This window comes from Gilliamella sp. N-G2, from assembly GCF_002142215.1.
Lineage (GTDB): Bacteria > Pseudomonadota > Gammaproteobacteria > Enterobacterales > Orbaceae > Gilliamella.
In genome coordinates this window covers 53224-70832 of record NZ_NAST01000014.1, presented here as the reverse complement: position 1 = coordinate 70832, position 17609 = coordinate 53224, and the positions used below count along the sequence as shown (strand labels likewise).

Genomic DNA, 17609 nt, shown 5'->3' with positions numbered 1-17609 from the left:
TTACGACAAATGTTTATGGTTTTAATCATCTCAAATAATGTTCATAAGCTAATGAATCATAAACATCTGTGTAATTTATGATGGGTGATTAAACTGCAGCCAACATCCCACCATCGACATAAAGAATGTGTCCGTTGACAAAATTAGATGCTTTAGAGGATAAAAATACGGCTGATCCAATCAGTTCTTCAGGTTTACCCCAACGGGCTGCTGGTGTTCTTTGGCATAACCAGCTGGTGAATTCTTTATTTTCGACCAGAGCTTTACACATTTCAGTATCGAAATATCCAGGGCCAATGCCATTGACTTGAATGTTGTAGCGGGCAAGTTCAACACACATGCCTTTTACTAACATTTTTACTGCTCCTTTCGAGGCGGCGTAAGGCGTGATAGTGTCTCTACCTAATTCACTTTGCATTGAACAGATATGAATGATTTTTCCTTCACGACGGTTAATCATATGTTTAGCCACTTGTTGTGAAACTAAAAACACAGCTTTTTGATTTACGTTAATGACTGCATCCCAATCTGCTTCAGGAAATTCTGTAAAAGGATGACGACGTTGAATCCCAGCATTATTAATTAAAATATCAATAGCACCGATTTCTTTCTCAATATAATTAATTGCTTGCGTTACGGATGCTAAATTAGTGACATCAAAGCCTACACCAACTGCATCAATACCTTGTTGCTGTAATAACTTGGCTGCATTATCAGCTCTTTCTTGAGTAATATCATTGATGATAATGCTAGCGCCATATTGACCTAAACCATTTGCTAAAAGATTACCAATTCCTTGAGCAGAGCCGGTAATGAGTGCGCGTTTTCCTTTCAATTCAAATAAAGACTGCATGACTTTCTCCCTTTTTATAAAATGTTATGCGTAACAGTTATGCATAACATTAGAGCAAAAAATCTAAAAAAGAAAGCCTAAAACACAATGATTAACCGGAAAATATTAATTCTGTGATCAATATCAAATTATTGAGGTAAAAAATTTTTCAATTTAATTTTAAAAAGTTAATACTAAACATCGTTGCGTGTTTTATATATAATAGCCATCCACAGACTTGGATTTAGAAAATCAATTTCGGAGCTTTTTTCATGCAGCAGTTTCGTCCTATCCGTCGTGCTTTACTTAGTGTTTCTGATAAAACCGGAATCATTGAATTTGCCAAAGCTTTATCCGTTCGTAATATAGAACTTCTTTCCACTGGCGGAACCGCCAAACTTCTAATTGACAACCAAATTCCTGTTACCGAAGTAGCGGATTACACAGGATTTCCTGAGATGATGGATGGTCGAGTCAAAACTCTACATCCTAAAATACACGGTGGCATTTTGGGGCGTCGAGGGATTGATGATGAGGTCATGCAACAACATCAGATCGCACCAATTGATATGGTTGTTGTGAACTTATATCCTTTTGCAAAAACGGTTGCTGATCCCAAATGTAGCCTAGAAGATGCGATAGAAAATATTGATATTGGTGGACCAACCATGGTACGGTCAGCGGCTAAAAATAACAAAGATGTCGCTATCGTCGTTGATTGTCGGGACTACAGCACTATTATCGATATGCTAGATAAACAGCAAAATTGCCTTTCGTTCAAATATCGGTTTAGCCTAGCGATAAAGGCATTTGAACATACAGCTCAATATGATGGTATGATCGCCAACTACTTTGGTAAACTTGTGCCACCATATTATGGTGATACAGATAAACCAGCAGGTGAGTTTCCTCGCACTTTAAATTTACAATTTATTAAAAAACAAGATATGCGCTATGGAGAAAATTCTCATCAACAAGCGGCTTTCTATGTTGAAGAACATTTAGAACAAGGCTCTATTGCTACCGCTAAACAGGTACAAGGTAAAGAATTATCTTATAACAATATTGCTGATACCGATGCCGCATTAGAATGCGTAAAATCATTTGCAGAGCCGGCTTGCGTGATTGTTAAACACGCCAATCCTTGTGGTGTTGCGGTAAGTGATAACATCTTAAATGCCTACCTTAATGCCTTTAAAACCGATCCAACTTCTGCTTTTGGTGGCATTATTGCTTTTAATCGCCCTTTGGATGCTAAAACTGCCCAAACTATTGTTGATAAGCAATTCGTTGAAGTGATTATTGCGCCATCCGTTGATCAAGACGCATTAGAGATCACCCAAACTAAAAAAAATGTCCGAGTATTGGAGTGTGGTCAATGGTCAGGAAGCGCGGTTGCTAGTTTAGACTTCAAACGAGTCAATGGTGGACTGCTTGTACAAGACCGAGATTTAGGTATGGTAACCCAAGAACAACTAACAGTGGTTACCAAACGACAACCGACCGAAAAAGAGTTAACCGATGCACTATTTTGTTGGAAAGTAGCTAAATTTGTAAAATCTAATGCCATTGTTTATGCTAAAGATAACATGACTATTGGAATTGGCGCGGGGCAAATGAGCCGGGTGTATTCGGCAAAAATTGCAGGAATAAAAGCTCAAGACGAAAATCTAGAAGTTGCAGGATCAGTTGTGGCATCTGATGCCTTCTTTCCGTTTAGAGATGGTGTTGATGCAGCGGCTGCTGTGGGGGTTACTTGTGTTATTCAGCCTGGTGGTTCAATTCGCGATGATGAAGTGATACAAGCTGCAAATGAGCATAATATTGCCATGATCTTCACCAATATGCGGCATTTTAGGCATTAATTTTTAAAAGTATTGAAAGGACCTTGTATGAAAGTTTTAGTTATCGGTAATGGTGGTCGTGAACATGCCTTAGCATGGAAAGCAGCACAATCACCATTAGTGACCAAAGTATTTGTTGCACCAGGTAATGCAGGTACTGCACTTGAAGAAAATTTAGAAAACATCAACATAAAAGCGACCGACATTACCGGACTATTAAACTTTGCTCAGGAGCAACAAATAGACTTAACCATAGTCGGACCAGAGGCGCCATTAGTAATCGGTATCGTTGATAGTTTTCAAAAAGCCGGATTGAAAATTTTTGGACCATCTAAAGCGGCTGCACAGTTAGAGGGATCGAAAGCTTTTACCAAAGACTTCTTAGCTCGTCACAATATCCCAACGGCTGAATATCAGAATTTTACCGAAATTGAACCTGCTATTGCATATATTCGTCAAAAAGGTGCGCCAATTGTGATAAAAGCTGATGGTTTAGCTGCTGGCAAAGGTGTAATTGTTGCTATGACTCTAAAAGAAGCCGAAGATGCTGTACGTGATATGTTAGCGGGTAATGCCTTTGGTGATGCCGGTCATCGAGTAGTAATAGAAGAGTTTCTCGATGGTGAAGAAGCTAGCTTTATCGTGATGGTCGATGGTAAACATGTCGAACCAATGGCAACTAGTCAAGATCATAAACGGGTAGGTGATGGCGATACCGGTCTTAATACCGGAGGAATGGGTGCTTACTCCCCCGCACCGGTGGTAACCGATGAGGTCTTCGATAAAGTTATGCAACAAATCATTTATCCAACAGTCAATGGAATGGCACAAGAAGGTAATGTTTATGTTGGTTTCCTTTATGCCGGTTTAATGATAGATAAACAAGGTAATCCCAAAGTCATTGAATTTAATTGTCGATTTGGCGATCCAGAAACTCAACCGATCATGATGCGAATGCAATCGGACTTGATAGAACTCTGTTTAGCTGCCACAAAAGGTAAACTAGATACCATAAAATCAAAATGGGATACAAGACCAGCTTTAGGTGTCGTGCTCGCTGCTGGTGGTTATCCGGGCGATTACAACACCAAAGATGTTATTTTAGGTCTGCCAACCGTAATAGATAAAGATTACAAAATTTTCCACGCCGGTACTTGCTTGGAAAATGGTCAAGTTTGTACCAATGGTGGACGAGTTTTATGTGTCACCGCACTAGGTAACAGTGTATCAGACGCCCAAAAGCGCGCATATGAACAAATCAAAAATATTCATTGGCATGGTTGTTACTATCGGCATGATATTGGTTATCGAGCAATTGAACGCGAAAAAAATGATTTATAACCTTTAATTCTGATACTAAATATTTCATGATGGCGTCAAATGACGCCATATCTATTCATTATCATGACTTATGGTGGATTAATTTTTCTAAAATTCGCAATATAAATCTTGGTGTTAGTTTTACTGTTATCTATTTTTGCTTATAATCTAGACTATATTTATGAGTAATGCTTATTGAGTGATTGTTGTACTTGCCGATCCTACGATAAAGTGGAAAGAAGCCATTTGTGGTATCTAGCTTTAATTATAATATTATTGCTAATCTCGATAATGCAGTGTTAATCGATTAATTGACTCTCTGAAAAAATAAAAAATGGTAACCTTTTTTTATATTTTATTATTTTTAATTGAGCTTTTTTTGTTGGGTGGCGCAATACTTCACTCAGATTTTACACCAACTCATTATAGAAGAATAAAATCGTTAAAAAGATTATTATGGGTAACAAGAATAATTTATTTTTTTCTAATGAGCATTTTATTCTTATACTCATTATATCGAGAAAAATTTATAGAATCTTTTCCAGAATATGAACCATTAATCCTTTTACTGTTTTTTATTCTCTTTTTTTTCAATCCTGCAATAGCTTTTATATGTTTACTAATTAACAAAATAAAAGGTAAAAAAAGAAAAAGAAAAGAGAATTTATAAATTAAGATTTCTTAACTTTGATGGAACAATAATTTTTTATACAAATCTATTTTTTGTTTATATTTTGGTTACTATTCTTTAGGTTATATTGATTATAAGGGCAATAGCGTTTTAAACCAAAATATAATCTTTATAATTATCTTTTAAGATAGTTATGCTTTTTTTATACTATTTAATAATAAACATTTATAGGGATATAATGGATACTCAAAATCAATCTTATTTTAAACTACCATGCCTTTTTACTTTTATCTATTTTGGATGTCTAATACTCAAATCCATAATTAATTTTGTAATCAAATTGGATAGCTACCTTAGCGAAGGCAATATTTACATAGCTCAACTAATTTATAGTTTAACTTTGGGTTCTATGAATTATTATTTTCTAGTTTTTATTATCAGTATATTATTCTGCCAAAAGTATTGTCTATATAATGTATCTAAAAATTGGAAAGTAATCAGTTTGCTCTCTGTGATTTTTTTTCTTATTACCTATTTTTTGCAAACACCACTTTTTGAATTCGGCGTTGAAATATTCATACTGTTTCATAATTATTTTCTAATTAATTTTGACTTCATCAACGATGATTCATTTTCATATTTCTATCACATTTTCATGTATCGGCTAATTCTTATAATAGATTTATTTGTGCTAATCGTAATGTTTTATTTTGTCGGTAGAAATAATATTATTTATCGATCAGCAATTAATTTTAATTCAGACCAATTAAAAATAATTCATATCCAACTTTATAGTATTTTCTTGTCCTATATATCGTTAGCAATAATTTATCATTTTTTGCAGCCAAGTATTTCTTTAGTGATGGCACCTATATTGATAGGACTTTTATTGTCAGTAATTCTCTATATACTTTTCACAGTAGTTATCAAAAATAGTTTTGAACAAGTGAATTCTAAAGTGAGCTTCGCAAAATTGATATTGACAGGAATGGTAACTACTTTTCTTAGTGGTCTTGTAAGTACGACTATTTATTATGTGATTTTTATGAATGATATTTCACCTTCATTAAGTCTTATAAATAAAATTCAATCTCAGTCTTTAAATAATCTGATATTTTTACTGGCAATTAATTTACTTTTATCTTTGTTAATCAGTCGCTATTTTATTAAATTTCTTTATAAAAAAGATGAAAGTTTGTTTATAAACTAAGGATATATACCACCACTATGCTATAAACTCATGAAAGATATCTATCATGGTTAAAAATCGTTATAGTAAATTAAACTAAACTCTGAGTAATACTACATTATTGTTTAAAAAATAAATTAAAAAAATGAGGATGGTAAACGAGATTTTAAACAAAATGAATGTGTACTTTAGTAACTATCCAAGTTGTTAAAGTACCATCATTTGTAAAATTATTTGAACTATTTAATATGCAAATGGAGCAATAAAAATTCCATCAACAATCTTAACATTCTTGAATAATGGTATAAAAATCTAGATAAATTTTAACGCTAAGCTTATTCAAAAAATATCAAACTATAATCTTTTAATAACAATTGAGGTGTTGATTCCACCAAAAGCAAAGTTATTGGTTTGAAAATATTCAATATCTAAATTTCGCCCAGCACCGACAATATAATCAAGATCACCGCACTGAGGATCAATATGATTTAAGTTGATAGTTGGGTTAAACCAGCCTGTGTGCATCATTTCTAATGTCAACCATGCTTCAATTGCCCCACATGCGCCGAGGGTATGGCCAAAATAACTTTTCAATGATGATATGGGGGTTTTGTTACCAAAAATATTGGCAACTGCATTACTTTCAGCAACGTCTCCACGAGCGGTAGCGGTACCGTGGGCACTGATGAAGCCAATTTGGTTTGGATCTAATCCCGCTTCTTTCAGGGATTGTTCAATACAGTATTGGATTGTTTCTTGCCTTGGTTGAGTAATATGGCTTGCATCACAGTTGGTTTTAAAGCCTATAATTTCACCATAAATTTTTGCACCTCGGGCTTTGGCATGTTCATATTCTTCTAAAATTAATGCACCAGCACCTTCACCAATAACTAAGCCATCACGGTCACGATCGTAGGGTCTTGGAGATAATTTAGGCGTGTCATTAAGTTGACTGGTGGCAAATAAGGTGTCAAAAACAGCTGCTTCCGATGGACATAACTCTTCAGCACCGCCGGCCACCATGATTTTTTGCATACCGTATTTTATGGCTTCATATGCATAACCAATAGCTTGACTTCCAGAAGTACAAGCACTTGATGTGGTGATCAATCGACCTTTTAAGCCAAAAAATAAGCCAGTATTAACTGCGGTTGTGTGGGGCATCATTTGGATATAGGTAGTGGCAGTGATGTTGTTGGTATGCTTTTCATTTAACATAGTTGCAAATGATGCAACGGGTTGAGTACTACCTGTCGATGATCCAAAAGCGATACCTGTATCGCCATTAGTTAGCTCTGTCGCATCAAGTAATCCTGCTTTTTCTAATGCAATTTCAGTTGCTTTGGTTGAGAGTAAAGATACTCTGCCCATTGAACGAATTTTTTTTCGTGTATAATGATCAGGTAATGCAAAATCATCAATTGGTGCGCCAAGTTTGGTGTGTAATCCATCATAAATTTCCCACTCAGGCATATATCGAACTGCATTTTCAAGCTTTTTCAGTTTGAGCTCAACATCAGTCCATTCGTTACCAAATGCAGTGACTCCACCTAAGCCGGTTATAACTACTCGTTTAGTCATACCATTCCTCCATTAATTGAAATGACTTGTCGTGTTATATATGCAGCATTATCTGACATTAGATAACTAGCAAGCCCTGCGACTTCGTCAACGTGTCCCATTCTTTTAAGTGGGATCATGGCCATAGCTTCTTTTAAAGCGATAGGTTCAATATCTAAAATACCAGTATCTATTAGACCTGGGGCAATGCAATTGACGGTAATTTTCCGTTTAGCTAATTCAAGCGCTAACGCTTTGGTTGCACCAATTAGACCTGCTTTGGCTGCGCTGTAATTGACTTGACCACGATTGCCAACGATGCCTGAAATTGATGATATAACAACAATTCTTCCACCATTACGTAGTCCAATCATGGGCATAATACAAGGATGTAACACATTGTAAAAACTATCAAGATCGGTATGAATTACCGCCTTCCAGTCATCTTGTGTTAAAGCTGGAAAAGCGCCATCGCGAATAATACCAGCATTATTTACCACACCGTAATAAGCACCATGTTGTTCAATATCTTCTTCAATTATTTGTTGACATTGATCGGTATTGCTTACATCGAATTGGATTAATCTAGCTTTCTGGTCAGACTGATCAATAATTTTTTTAGTTTCAAGCGCCCCTTGTTTATCACGATGGTAGTGTATGACGATATCAAAACCATCTAACGCGAGTTTACAAGCTATTGCTTTACCAATTCCTTTACTTGCTCCAGTTACAAGTACTGTACGACGCATAATAGTTATCCTTTTAATCGTTGTAAACCAAAGAGTTGGTCAAATTCATTATGATCAGGTTCATAAACATTTAGTTTGCCTGATGCAACACATTGTTGATTGATGCAAATATCACAATCAAAGTTAGCCAACTTAGAATCAAACAAGACTAAATTGGCGGTTATCATTAATTCACTATTCAGTGCAAATGCAGGTACAGTAGTTTTAATTGCTCGTCCACCGAGTAACATACCTAATTGTGGTGAGTGATTTTTTTTCGAATCATGATACCCATTCCAAACACCAATGGTTTGTGCCATTAATTCGATAGCGTAAAAATTGGGTAGTTGATCATCCTTAGTTAAAAATGGAGAAAGTATGCCATTTTTGCTAACTTCAACACTGCAAATGCATTGCTTGTCGTCGACTAGATGAACTTTGTTAATCATAATCATCGGTGTTCTGTGTGGTAAGTAGTAACTTGCTGGTTTATATTGCATTATAACTTTCCAATAATAAGAGATGCATTATTGCCACCAAAAGCAAACGAGTTAGACATAATGATTGGTGTTCGTAGCATCATTTTTTCTGTAACCATATTAATTTTATCTAGATTTTTGTCATAAGGTGATATTGAAAAATCTTGTTGTGGTAAATAAATATTTTGTTTAAGTAATAAGTAGCTAATAGCTAATTCAGTAATAGCTGCGCTACCTAATGTATGTCCTGTTAGATGTTTTGTTGAACTACAATAAGGAAGGTTTTGTTTAAATAATCGATAAACTGCCTTACTTTCAGCTTGGTCATTAAGAATCGTTGCTGTGCCATGTAAATTGAGATAACCGATCTGATTTGGTTTTAAATTGGCATTTTTTAATGCCATTTCCATCGCAGTTTGCGCTCCTATTCCTTCAGGATGAGGGGAGGAGATGTGATAAGCATCCGAGGATTCACCTGTACCTAATAATGCAATATTACTTGATTCCTCTTTGGTTAGTAACATTAACCCACTGGCTTCACCAATATTTATGCCAGTACGATCTTGTGCAAATGGCATGCAAGGATTACTTGATAACGCTTCGAGTGCATTAAAGCCATTAATCGGCATCCGACTTAAACTGTCTGCTCCACCAACAATTGCAGCATCAACTAATCCTGATTCAATCAATCGCTGACCACTTATTACAGCTTTCGCGCTAGATGTGCAAGCGGTTGATATGGTGTAACTAGGGCCTTGCAAATTTAATAGCTCGGTTAAGAATCGGGAAGGATCACCAAGTTCTTGCTGATGATAATAAAAGTTAGGCTCACAATGATGAGTCTCTAAGTAGTGCTTAATGTTGATATCACCTTCGTGTATCCCAGAAGTACTGGTTCCCATTATGACCGCAATTCTTTTTGTACCATATTTTTCGATAGCTTTTTGAATTGGTTGTTTAATTTGCAAATATGCAGCATAAAGTAAATGATTATTTCTTGTTGCATATTGTATAAATTGATGAGGAATAGTCGGTAGATCGCCGTTCACTTTACCTAACCAAGTATTTTGACCATTTAATAACCATCCTTCTTGTTTAGTTAAATAATGACTTGCACAATAATTTTTGGCCAAATTATTGGCGATTTGTTGTTTGTCGTGTCCTAATGTGTTTATTGCGCCAAGCGCAGCAACATAGATCATTTATTCCATACTCTTTATTGTAATTTGATAACCAAATATAGCGTGATCAATTTTTATTGGTTTTCTAATCTCTGTTGAAACTTTTTTGTTATAAGTTATGTTAATGATAGTTTGTTTTTGATCATTAATGAGTGTTCTAAATAAACCTTTATCCATAAGTTGCCAATTAGGGGGTAATACGTTTTGCCACGAAGTTGTTGGTAGAATACTTAGCATTATGTCCGATAATACTTGCTCTGGCGGGGGAAACTGTTTAATAAATATATACTGTTTTGCTTTAACTTCACTACCATTATATTGGATTTCAAACAAACGGATACCTATAGTGGATAAACCCATCACTTTTAATTGGTTGTTTTTGATCTCAACAACAGTAATAACCGAGTTTTCTTGATTATTATATTTAAAAGTTAATAGTTGTTGGTCATGATAGTCTTGGTTTAAATCTATCTTTGGTAAGTTAACTTTAATTTCTTTGGTTAACCAAGCTTCTGATTTAGGTTGGGATGAGCAAGCTGAAATCAACAAACTTAATAATAAAAAAGTTAAATTTAAATATTTCTTCATCCTTTAGTACCTAATATTTCTCTATTTTTGTTTATTATTGCTGACTAATGGTGCAAATAAAAATGCAGTAAAAATACCACTAGTTAATACTAACCCAAATCCTTTGATAGCAATAGTATGGCTAATTATTAATAGTCCAAAAGATAATATAGTGGTTAATGCTGCCATTGTAACCGCTAATAATGCGCTTTGGGTTTGGCTTTTATTGTTGCTTAAAAATAGACTATAATCGATACCAATACCAATAACAAGAATTAGTGCTAACATTGAAAACAAATTAAGTGTTTGATTGATTATGCCATGCATTGCTAATGCAATACCAATGGATAATAAGGTTGGTAATGTGCTTTTTAAAGCTGCTTTAAGACCGTATTTACGATGATAGAAGATAAAGCTCGCACAAATAAGGATTACCGCACCTGCAATGAGTTGGGATAAGTGTATTCGATAATAAGTAAACATCGTATTAAACTCATCTCGGCGATCAAGCCAATAGATACCTTGATCAATTTCAGATAATTTTTTAATTTCACTAATATTTTTAATACCATTTATTGGAATTAAAGTAGCACTTTGTCCCGTTTGTAAAGTCAACCAAAGTAGTTTTCGTCCTTGACTTAATTCACTTTGTTGCCATAGTTGTGCAGAGATAATAGGTTGTTCAAAACTAGGTGGATTTGCCTTAATGCCCATTTGTGATAAGGCGGATAAAATTTCCGGACTGTATTGTTTAACTATTGCAATATTTTGTTGCTGTTTTTGGCGTGAAGGTAAATTTATGCTTTGATATTGTTCAAAATAACCATTTGACTTTGCTTGTTCTAATTTAGGTAAAAATTGTTCAAGTCGCTGTAAGGTTTGTTCAGCAGTATCACCAAACACGATAAACCATTTTTGATCAGTTGTTTGATGGGTAATACTGATAATTTTTTGTTCTTGTTGTTGTAATTCTGCTGGCAATGTTTGTAGTTTACCAATATCGTCATCAACTTTTAAATTAATCAATCCGTAACTAATAAATAATGTGGCCATTAAGACCATCATCCATTGTATTTGCTTATGTTTCCAAAAATTTAACCAGCAATTCAATAACTGATAACCAACATGTTCACGTACAGGTAACTTATTAACTAGTAATGGATACCAACATATTACAGTTAAAAACGCACCGATTAAGCCAAATATTGCAAATATTGATAGCTGTTTCAAGCCGGGAAAAGGTGCAATTAGTAGAATAATATAAGCAATAAAACTTGTGCATAAGGCTAAAGTTAGCGTTGATATTAGTTTTTTTAAACTAGCATAAGGTGATTCTTGATTACCATGTAACAGTCGTTCAGTTAAGTAGTGAAGTGAATAATCAACAGTTATGCCTATAACACTAGTACTCATAACTAGTGTCATAATATGAATTTCACCAAATATCGTTAAAACAGCTACTAAACCACAAACAATACCTACAAAAATTGATAGTAGCGATAAAATAATCGGTCTTATCGATCGAAATATGCTAATTATTAATATTACAATGCCTATAATTGATAGACTGCCTATTGTGGTTATATCATTTTTAGCTTCACTACTTGCATAGTCACTATAAAAAAGCACACCTCGCTTCAATATTTCAACATTTGGCCATTTTTCATGTAATTTTTGGGTAAGTTCATTTAATTGATTGGTAATTTGATGTGATTGATTCATGTTAAATGATGAATCATTTAACTCAGCAAAAATCATATACCATTGATTACCTTGTTCGTCTTGCGCTGATAACCAATTATTTTGAATTGTTAATCCGCCGGAGTTAGCGAGTTGATTTAATTGTGATGAGCGGGTTAATAATAGCGGATCGTTTTCCAATTCAGTCGCGCTTATTCCACTGAAAGGAGAATATAACTGGCTTTGAATCCAGCTTAGTTGAGTACGACTTTGTAATCTTTCACTGGTTTTTGAGTCCAGCAATTGGTAACGATATTGAAAAGCAAACTCTCCCCAATTTTTTTGAAATTGTTCATCAAAATAACCATTTACCTGACCGATAAAAGATTGCTTTTTTAAAGTTTGATACCACCAAAAAACTGGCTCTAATTCGTCATTAGTCGGCTTAATTAACCAAACGAGTTGTTTATCTAATCGGTTTTGAAAACCTTCAATAAATTCGGTAGGAACATTGTTGGTTTGCTCTTTTGGTAATAAAGATAAAACACTGCTATTGATTTTACTGTTAATAAAAAGGTAATAAGCAGCGAAAATCACACCGACGACTATTATTAACCATAATATAGCTCTTCTTCTTAATGTTAATCGATTATCTGAATAATAATTGTTCATCTTGACTTAGTTTTGCTGTTTTATGATTTGTAAAGGTAAGCTCTGTTTTATCATTTTGCATATCATTTATAGTGACTGTTTCTAAATAAGATTTTCCATTAAGAACAATACTTTTAAAAATTTTGTTTAAAGGGGCTAACTTGGGTTGTAGTGTTACAGTCCACTGTTTATTTTGTTCGGCAATTGTTATAGCAAAATTAGTCTCAAGTATTTTTTTATCGGCAGTGAAAATTGCAGTTAAGAGATGGTTAAATTGGAACAGTTGAGGTTGTTTTTCAGCAGTTATCACTTCTGCGGCTTGACCTTCTATATGTTGCTCCATTCGTTGTTGATTCATTTTTAGGGTCATGGCAAAAGGTGTTTTTTGTTGCCACCATAATCCTAATTCCTTGGATATGATCATCTTTCCTGTAGAGTGAATCGGTGATGTTAAACCATTAATATAGCGATCTTGAGTAAAATCAGCTCGAATAACTTGGTTTTTACTAAATAACTGTTGTAAATCATTTAGAGTTATTGCGTTCGATAATGTTGAAAAAGTTAATAGCAGCGTTGAAGCTAAGATAACTAGTTTTTTTTTCATTTGATTATTCCAAAACATTTCAAAAATATGTCAGGAGTGACAAAACTCATTTCCTGATTGGTTGCAGAAACTGCAACTTGAGTTGTGTAGCCTGAGGTTGCTTTTTTGCCGGTTTTTTTATCTTTTATCAGGTAGCTTATTTTTATTCGATGCTCATACTCTTCTAATTTGGCAAAAATTTCTAAAGTTTGTTCAGCTAGAGCTGGTGCTGTATATTTGATTTTGGCATCTACGATAGGCCAAACATAACCCGAATCAACCATTTCTTTATAACCATAGTTGAATTTTCGAAAAAGTGCTTCGCGGGCTTTTTCAAAAAATTTAAGGTAGTTACCATGCCAAACAACGCCCATGGCATCGGTGTCATGGAAAGAAGGGGTATAATCGATGGTGATACAGCAGTGATTAATATTATTCATCTTTTTTACCAAACGTTTCAGGTGGATTATATTGCCAGAAATCAAAAAAATTGAACCAATCAAGTGGTGATAGTAAACAATAATATTCTAGTCGATTGGCGTAATATTGCACGGTTTGTTCTAGTTCTGCTTGTCTATTTTTTCTTGATAACTTTAGCTCATCAGTAAAATGCTCTAGATATATTTGGAATCGACCATTGGGTTTTAATCCCCAACAAAAGTAAACTGGGAATTTTAACGCTGAAGACAATACAAATGGCCCTTTAGGAAAAGGTGCCGATTTGCCAAGAAAATTAGCCCAAATAATAGTGCTTTCAGGCACTCTTTGATAAGGATTAATTGAAGTTCTATCAGCAACAATGGCGACCCATTCACCTGCTTCTAGTTTTTGTTGCAGTATTATGGCGGTATCCGCCCCTAATGTTGCAACTTCAATTAGGTTGATAATTGAAGCTGGATTAACTTGTTTTAATACTTGATTAAATCGTACTGCATTATTTTTATGTACTAAGGCATTAATTGTCACATTATGCGATAATTCCGCTAGTGCTCGGCACATTTCAATATCACCTAAATGCGAACAAATTAAGATAATTCCTTTTTTTTCAGAAACTAGCCTTAAAAATTCATTTTTATTAGGTGAATAGATGTCATCAAGTTTGATATCACCATGCCAACTGGCAAGTTTATCTAACAGTGATTCACCAAAATGTTGAAAATGTCGGAATGAAGTTAGTTTTGTCTTCTGAATCAATGGTACATTTGAATATTGCTTGAGGATTTTTTCTAAATATGCTTTAGAGGCTTGTCGTTGTTTTTTACCTGTTAACCAGAAATAACTAATTACTGGGAACATGATTATTTGAGCTGCATGTCTGCCTAGCAATCGATATAGCATTAAAATTAGTTGGATACCCCATAAACCTCGGCGTTCTTCGGTTTGGGACCAGTGTGTATCTTGATTTTTCTTAAGCCGATTCCGCTTTATTAATGCTGGAATCCTAGGCAACATACCAAAAAATAGTCGAGTATGCATCCAAGAAATTAATAGATTATCTTTGAATGCTTTAAAGTGAGAGATACCATCAACAGGATAAGTTACTTGTGTCGGTACAAAAATCGAATCGGTACCTTGCCAATATAATCGCACCATTATGTCGGTATCAAAATCCATTTTTTTACCAATTTGATGTTGTTTTATGAGTTTACAGGTTTGTTTTAATGGATAGATACGAAAACCACACATGCTATCTTTAATATTAAAAGATAGCGTTTCGAGCCATACCCAGAAATGGGTTATATAACGTGCAATAAGTCGATGTTTGGGAACTGAATCATCATAGACCGGACAACCTGATATTAACGCATTCGGATTTGATTGAGATTGTTCAATAAGCTGTTTAACAATTTGACTGTCATGTTGACCATCAGCATCTATCTGGATGGCATAATCAAAACCTTGAGCTGATGCATGATTAAATCCACAAATTACAGCTGCACCTTTACCTTCATTTTTAGCTAACCGAACCAACTTGACCCATGGATATTGCTTGGTAATGTCAATCAGTTTTTGTGCTTGTTCATTCGAGCTACCATCATCGATTAGAAAACAGGTAAGTTGATATTGCTCAATATTTTGTAAAACACTCGGTAAAGCATTACTATGGTTGTAACAAGGAATAATAAAGCAGTAACTCTCAGACTGGGAAGGTGCTATTACTGACATAGCGTAAGCCTTCCAGTACTTGCTATTTTGTTATTGCTATGAATAAAACTATAAGTGAATTTTAGTTTTTGATTAACTTCATCCCAAATTAGCGTTAATTTTAGATTATCATTAGGTAATATTGGTGATTGAAATTTGATAACTTCAATTGATACTATTGATAAGTTAGGATTGAATAACTTTCGGGCATAATCAATCACCCAATTAAGTTGGGTAACCCCCGGTAATAGAGGTTGAGTAGGGAAATGCCCTTTAAACCAAAAAAGATCTGGTGGAATGGTGATTTCAATATTAGCTTCTGTTTCGGTTTTAGTAATATTTATTTCGTTGGCTAACTCTTTTTTCATAACTTATTTGCTGCATCAAATAATGTTTTTAAATCAGTATAAGTGCACTTACCTTGTGAATTTTTCGGAAAATTTTCAATAAAACGCCATTTTTTAGGTGTTTCGACTAATGATAATGTATCTTTTAGTAAATGTCGAAAATATTGTGTAAGTTTAAAATGATTTAGGTTATCTAACTCTTTTCTATAAGGCGATGCTATTTTGATGATTGCGCCTAATACAGTTCTATTATTATGTTCTAGTGGAATAACAATGGCGTGTTCAACTACTATAAGTTTATTTATTTGGTTCTCAATATAGGTTAGGGATAACCGCTGTTCAGCAATTTTGACAATTTTATCCATGCGGCCTTGTAAATAAAATTTAGTGTCATCAATTTTTTGTAATTTGTCATTTAGCAGTTCAGGTTGGTTTAATAACGGTGATATTAATAATGGTTGATGATCTGAATTAAATTTTATTTGTAATGGATAAAAAAGTTCCCAAGGCGTGTTAACCGATTGTTGTTGCCTTTTGGCTATAATACCTGTCTCACTAGAACCATAAATTTCATGCGGTAACACATTGAAATTTTGTAAACAAAACTGAGCGTTTTCAAAACTAAGTTCACCACCAGAGGAAAATACGCAAGTACAATTAATTGAAGATAAATTATTATCTAAATTTTTAATAATTGATGGCGTTGTAATATAAGTTATTTTTTTAGATTGGTAAGTTGCTAATTGTTCTTGATAGAGTATTGTTTCACATACAAAAGGTATTTTGCAGCTCAAAGGAAGCATTATCTTAAAAGTTAATCCGTACATATGTTCATGTGAAACAGAGGCAATAAATAGGTCATTTGTTAAAACTGTTAAATTATTTGCCAGTATTTCAATTTCTTGTTCAAGTTGAGAAATTGATTTTTTTATTGGTTTGGGTAAGCCTGTTGATCCAGAAGTAAATAATGTAAATAATGTTTGTGAAAATTCCAACTTATTGAACTTTATTGATTTAGGGACTTCCTGTTGATCGATATTACTGATATTGATAATCGGTAAGTTATTTGGCAAATTAGTATTTTTAATATTGATATCGATATCGATATCGGTTAATATAGCTTCATAGGAGAACTCTAGATGATTAGGATTTAGTAAAAGAGGATGTTTTCCTGAATAGAGAAGAGCAAGAAATCCTGCAATAAAATTAAAACTATCATCCATGTATAAAACCCAATTTTTTTCAGAATGATTATCTAATTTATTAACAGTTATGCTAATTTGTTGTTTTAGATTACTAACTGTTAAAGCTAGTTGTTTTCTGAAGGCAATAATTTCATTATCAGGTCGTGATAACTGCTCGGATAATAAAACTAATGTTTTACTTTTTGACGAACAATCCATTCCACCCCCATTAATATTCCGATGAGAATATAGCTTATTAATCCGTTGTACATGGTCCACCAATACATATCGTTAATAAGACAAGTTGCTAATGCAATCGAACCATTTAAAATAAAAAATAAACACCAACAGATAGTTACTTTTCTGGTGTAGTTTATGGCGCTTACTGGTAAATTATCGTCCTTTAATCTAGCGAATTTTTCAATAATATTTTGTGGTTGATATAATGAATATCCAAAAAATATTAAGAATAGAATATTAGTTGCTACTGGGTAATAGAGCAAAAATTGAAATTTATTAAATATCCAACTGATTAACGCCAATAGCAAACCTAAACAAGTTGTTACTTTGGTTAACCAACCTATATTTGATATTAAATTAGGTAAGGTAATTAGCCGAAGTACTAATAATGCAGCAATACTCAAAACTGCGAAATTAATAACTTGATACTTTAAAGATAAGTAAATAA

The 17609-nt window shown here is 33.9% G+C and carries 15 protein-coding genes; 2 read left to right on the top strand and 13 right to left on the bottom strand.

Going from position 1 to position 17609, the window contains the following annotated elements:
- Nucleotides 1-88: 88 nt before the first annotated feature.
- A complete protein-coding gene (gene idnO / locus B6C99_RS08060) occupies nucleotides 89-853 on the bottom strand; it encodes a gluconate 5-dehydrogenase (RefSeq protein ID WP_086359370.1) in 765 nt (254 codons plus the stop codon).
- A gap of 251 nt (nucleotides 854-1104) precedes the next feature.
- Between idnO and purH the strand changes: the two genes are divergently transcribed.
- Complete coding sequence (gene purH, locus B6C99_RS08055; RefSeq protein ID WP_086359369.1) at nucleotides 1105-2697, top strand: bifunctional phosphoribosylaminoimidazolecarboxamide formyltransferase/IMP cyclohydrolase; 1593 nt, start codon at nucleotides 1105-1107, stop codon at nucleotides 2695-2697.
- Between the two features lie 27 nt (nucleotides 2698-2724).
- The gene (purD, locus tag B6C99_RS08050; protein WP_086359368.1) at nucleotides 2725-4017 is read left to right on the top strand and encodes a phosphoribosylamine--glycine ligase; all 1293 of its coding nucleotides are present in this window, start codon (nucleotides 2725-2727) and stop codon (nucleotides 4015-4017) included.
- A gap of 2153 nt (nucleotides 4018-6170) precedes the next feature.
- On the opposite strand, the gene B6C99_RS08040 is transcribed toward purD, so the two are convergent.
- From B6C99_RS08040 to B6C99_RS07985, 12 genes are read right to left on the bottom strand one after another with little or no spacing between them, the layout of a single operon-like run.
- On the bottom strand, nucleotides 6171-7397 hold the full coding sequence (locus B6C99_RS08040) for a beta-ketoacyl-ACP synthase (RefSeq protein WP_086359366.1): 1227 nt from the start codon (nucleotides 7395-7397) through the stop codon (nucleotides 6171-6173).
- A complete protein-coding gene (locus tag B6C99_RS08035; RefSeq protein WP_086359365.1) occupies nucleotides 7394-8125 on the bottom strand; it encodes a 3-ketoacyl-ACP reductase FabG2 in 732 nt (243 codons plus the stop codon). The genes B6C99_RS08040 and B6C99_RS08035 overlap by 4 nt, the downstream gene beginning before the upstream one ends.
- Nucleotides 8126-8130: 5 nt before the next feature.
- On the bottom strand, nucleotides 8131-8604 hold the full coding sequence (locus B6C99_RS08030; protein ID WP_086359364.1) for a hypothetical protein: 474 nt from the start codon (nucleotides 8602-8604) through the stop codon (nucleotides 8131-8133).
- Nucleotides 8604-9785, bottom strand: a complete 1182-nt coding sequence (locus tag B6C99_RS08025; RefSeq protein ID WP_086359363.1) for a beta-ketoacyl-[acyl-carrier-protein] synthase family protein — start codon at nucleotides 9783-9785, stop codon at nucleotides 8604-8606. The genes B6C99_RS08030 and B6C99_RS08025 overlap by 1 nt, the downstream gene beginning before the upstream one ends.
- Entirely contained in the window at nucleotides 9786-10352 is a 567-nt protein-coding gene (locus tag B6C99_RS08020) for a DUF3261 domain-containing protein (protein ID WP_086359362.1), read from the bottom strand. It abuts the gene before it with no gap.
- A gap of 21 nt (nucleotides 10353-10373) precedes the next feature.
- On the bottom strand, nucleotides 10374-12683 hold the full coding sequence (locus B6C99_RS08015) for an MMPL family transporter (RefSeq protein ID WP_086359361.1): 2310 nt from the start codon (nucleotides 12681-12683) through the stop codon (nucleotides 10374-10376).
- Nucleotides 12661-13266: an outer membrane lipoprotein carrier protein LolA gene (locus tag B6C99_RS08010; protein WP_086359360.1), complete on the bottom strand. Its 606-nt coding sequence runs from the start codon at nucleotides 13264-13266 to the stop codon at nucleotides 12661-12663. The genes B6C99_RS08015 and B6C99_RS08010 overlap by 23 nt, the downstream gene beginning before the upstream one ends.
- On the bottom strand, nucleotides 13263-13685 hold the full coding sequence (locus tag B6C99_RS08005; protein ID WP_086359359.1) for a thioesterase family protein: 423 nt from the start codon (nucleotides 13683-13685) through the stop codon (nucleotides 13263-13265). Before B6C99_RS08005 ends, B6C99_RS08010 begins: the two co-directional genes overlap by 4 nt.
- Entirely contained in the window at nucleotides 13678-15411 is a 1734-nt protein-coding gene (locus tag B6C99_RS08000; RefSeq protein WP_086359358.1) for a glycosyltransferase, read from the bottom strand. The genes B6C99_RS08005 and B6C99_RS08000 overlap by 8 nt, the downstream gene beginning before the upstream one ends.
- Complete coding sequence (locus tag B6C99_RS07995; RefSeq protein WP_086359357.1) at nucleotides 15402-15758, bottom strand: hypothetical protein; 357 nt, start codon at nucleotides 15756-15758, stop codon at nucleotides 15402-15404. Before B6C99_RS07995 ends, B6C99_RS08000 begins: the two co-directional genes overlap by 10 nt.
- Nucleotides 15755-17140 carry an AMP-binding protein gene (locus B6C99_RS07990; RefSeq protein WP_086359356.1) on the bottom strand — a complete coding sequence of 462 codons (1386 nt, stop codon included), beginning with the start codon at nucleotides 17138-17140 and terminating at the stop codon, nucleotides 15755-15757. The genes B6C99_RS07995 and B6C99_RS07990 overlap by 4 nt, the downstream gene beginning before the upstream one ends.
- Complete coding sequence (locus B6C99_RS07985; RefSeq protein WP_143413919.1) at nucleotides 17110-17565, bottom strand: hypothetical protein; 456 nt, start codon at nucleotides 17563-17565, stop codon at nucleotides 17110-17112. The genes B6C99_RS07990 and B6C99_RS07985 overlap by 31 nt, the downstream gene beginning before the upstream one ends.
- Between the last annotated feature and the right edge of the window lie 44 nt (nucleotides 17566-17609).

Coding starts and splice junctions, on each gene's coding strand:
- purD (WP_086359368.1), top strand. CDS start 2,725: ATGAAAGTTTTAGTTATCGGTAATGGTGGTCGTGAACATGCCTTAGCA.
- B6C99_RS08020 (WP_086359362.1), bottom strand. CDS start 10,352: ATGAAGAAATATTTAAATTTAACTTTTTTATTATTAAGTTTGTTGATT.
- B6C99_RS08005 (WP_086359359.1), bottom strand. CDS start 13,685: ATGAATAATATTAATCACTGCTGTATCACCATCGATTATACCCCTTCT.
- B6C99_RS08015 (WP_086359361.1), bottom strand. CDS start 12,683: ATGAACAATTATTATTCAGATAATCGATTAACATTAAGAAGAAGAGCT.
- B6C99_RS08040 (WP_086359366.1), bottom strand. CDS start 7,397: ATGACTAAACGAGTAGTTATAACCGGCTTAGGTGGAGTCACTGCATTT.
- purH (WP_086359369.1), top strand. CDS start 1,105: ATGCAGCAGTTTCGTCCTATCCGTCGTGCTTTACTTAGTGTTTCTGAT.
- B6C99_RS08025 (WP_086359363.1), bottom strand. CDS start 9,785: ATGATCTATGTTGCTGCGCTTGGCGCAATAAACACATTAGGACACGAC.
- B6C99_RS07990 (WP_086359356.1), bottom strand. CDS start 17,140: ATGGATTGTTCGTCAAAAAGTAAAACATTAGTTTTATTATCCGAGCAG.
- B6C99_RS08000 (WP_086359358.1), bottom strand. CDS start 15,411: ATGTCAGTAATAGCACCTTCCCAGTCTGAGAGTTACTGCTTTATTATT.
- idnO (WP_086359370.1), bottom strand. CDS start 853: ATGCAGTCTTTATTTGAATTGAAAGGAAAACGCGCACTCATTACCGGC.
- B6C99_RS08010 (WP_086359360.1), bottom strand. CDS start 13,266: ATGAAAAAAAAACTAGTTATCTTAGCTTCAACGCTGCTATTAACTTTT.
- B6C99_RS08030 (WP_086359364.1), bottom strand. CDS start 8,604: ATGCAATATAAACCAGCAAGTTACTACTTACCACACAGAACACCGATG.
- B6C99_RS07995 (WP_086359357.1), bottom strand. CDS start 15,758: ATGAAAAAAGAGTTAGCCAACGAAATAAATATTACTAAAACCGAAACA.
- B6C99_RS08035 (WP_086359365.1), bottom strand. CDS start 8,125: ATGCGTCGTACAGTACTTGTAACTGGAGCAAGTAAAGGAATTGGTAAA.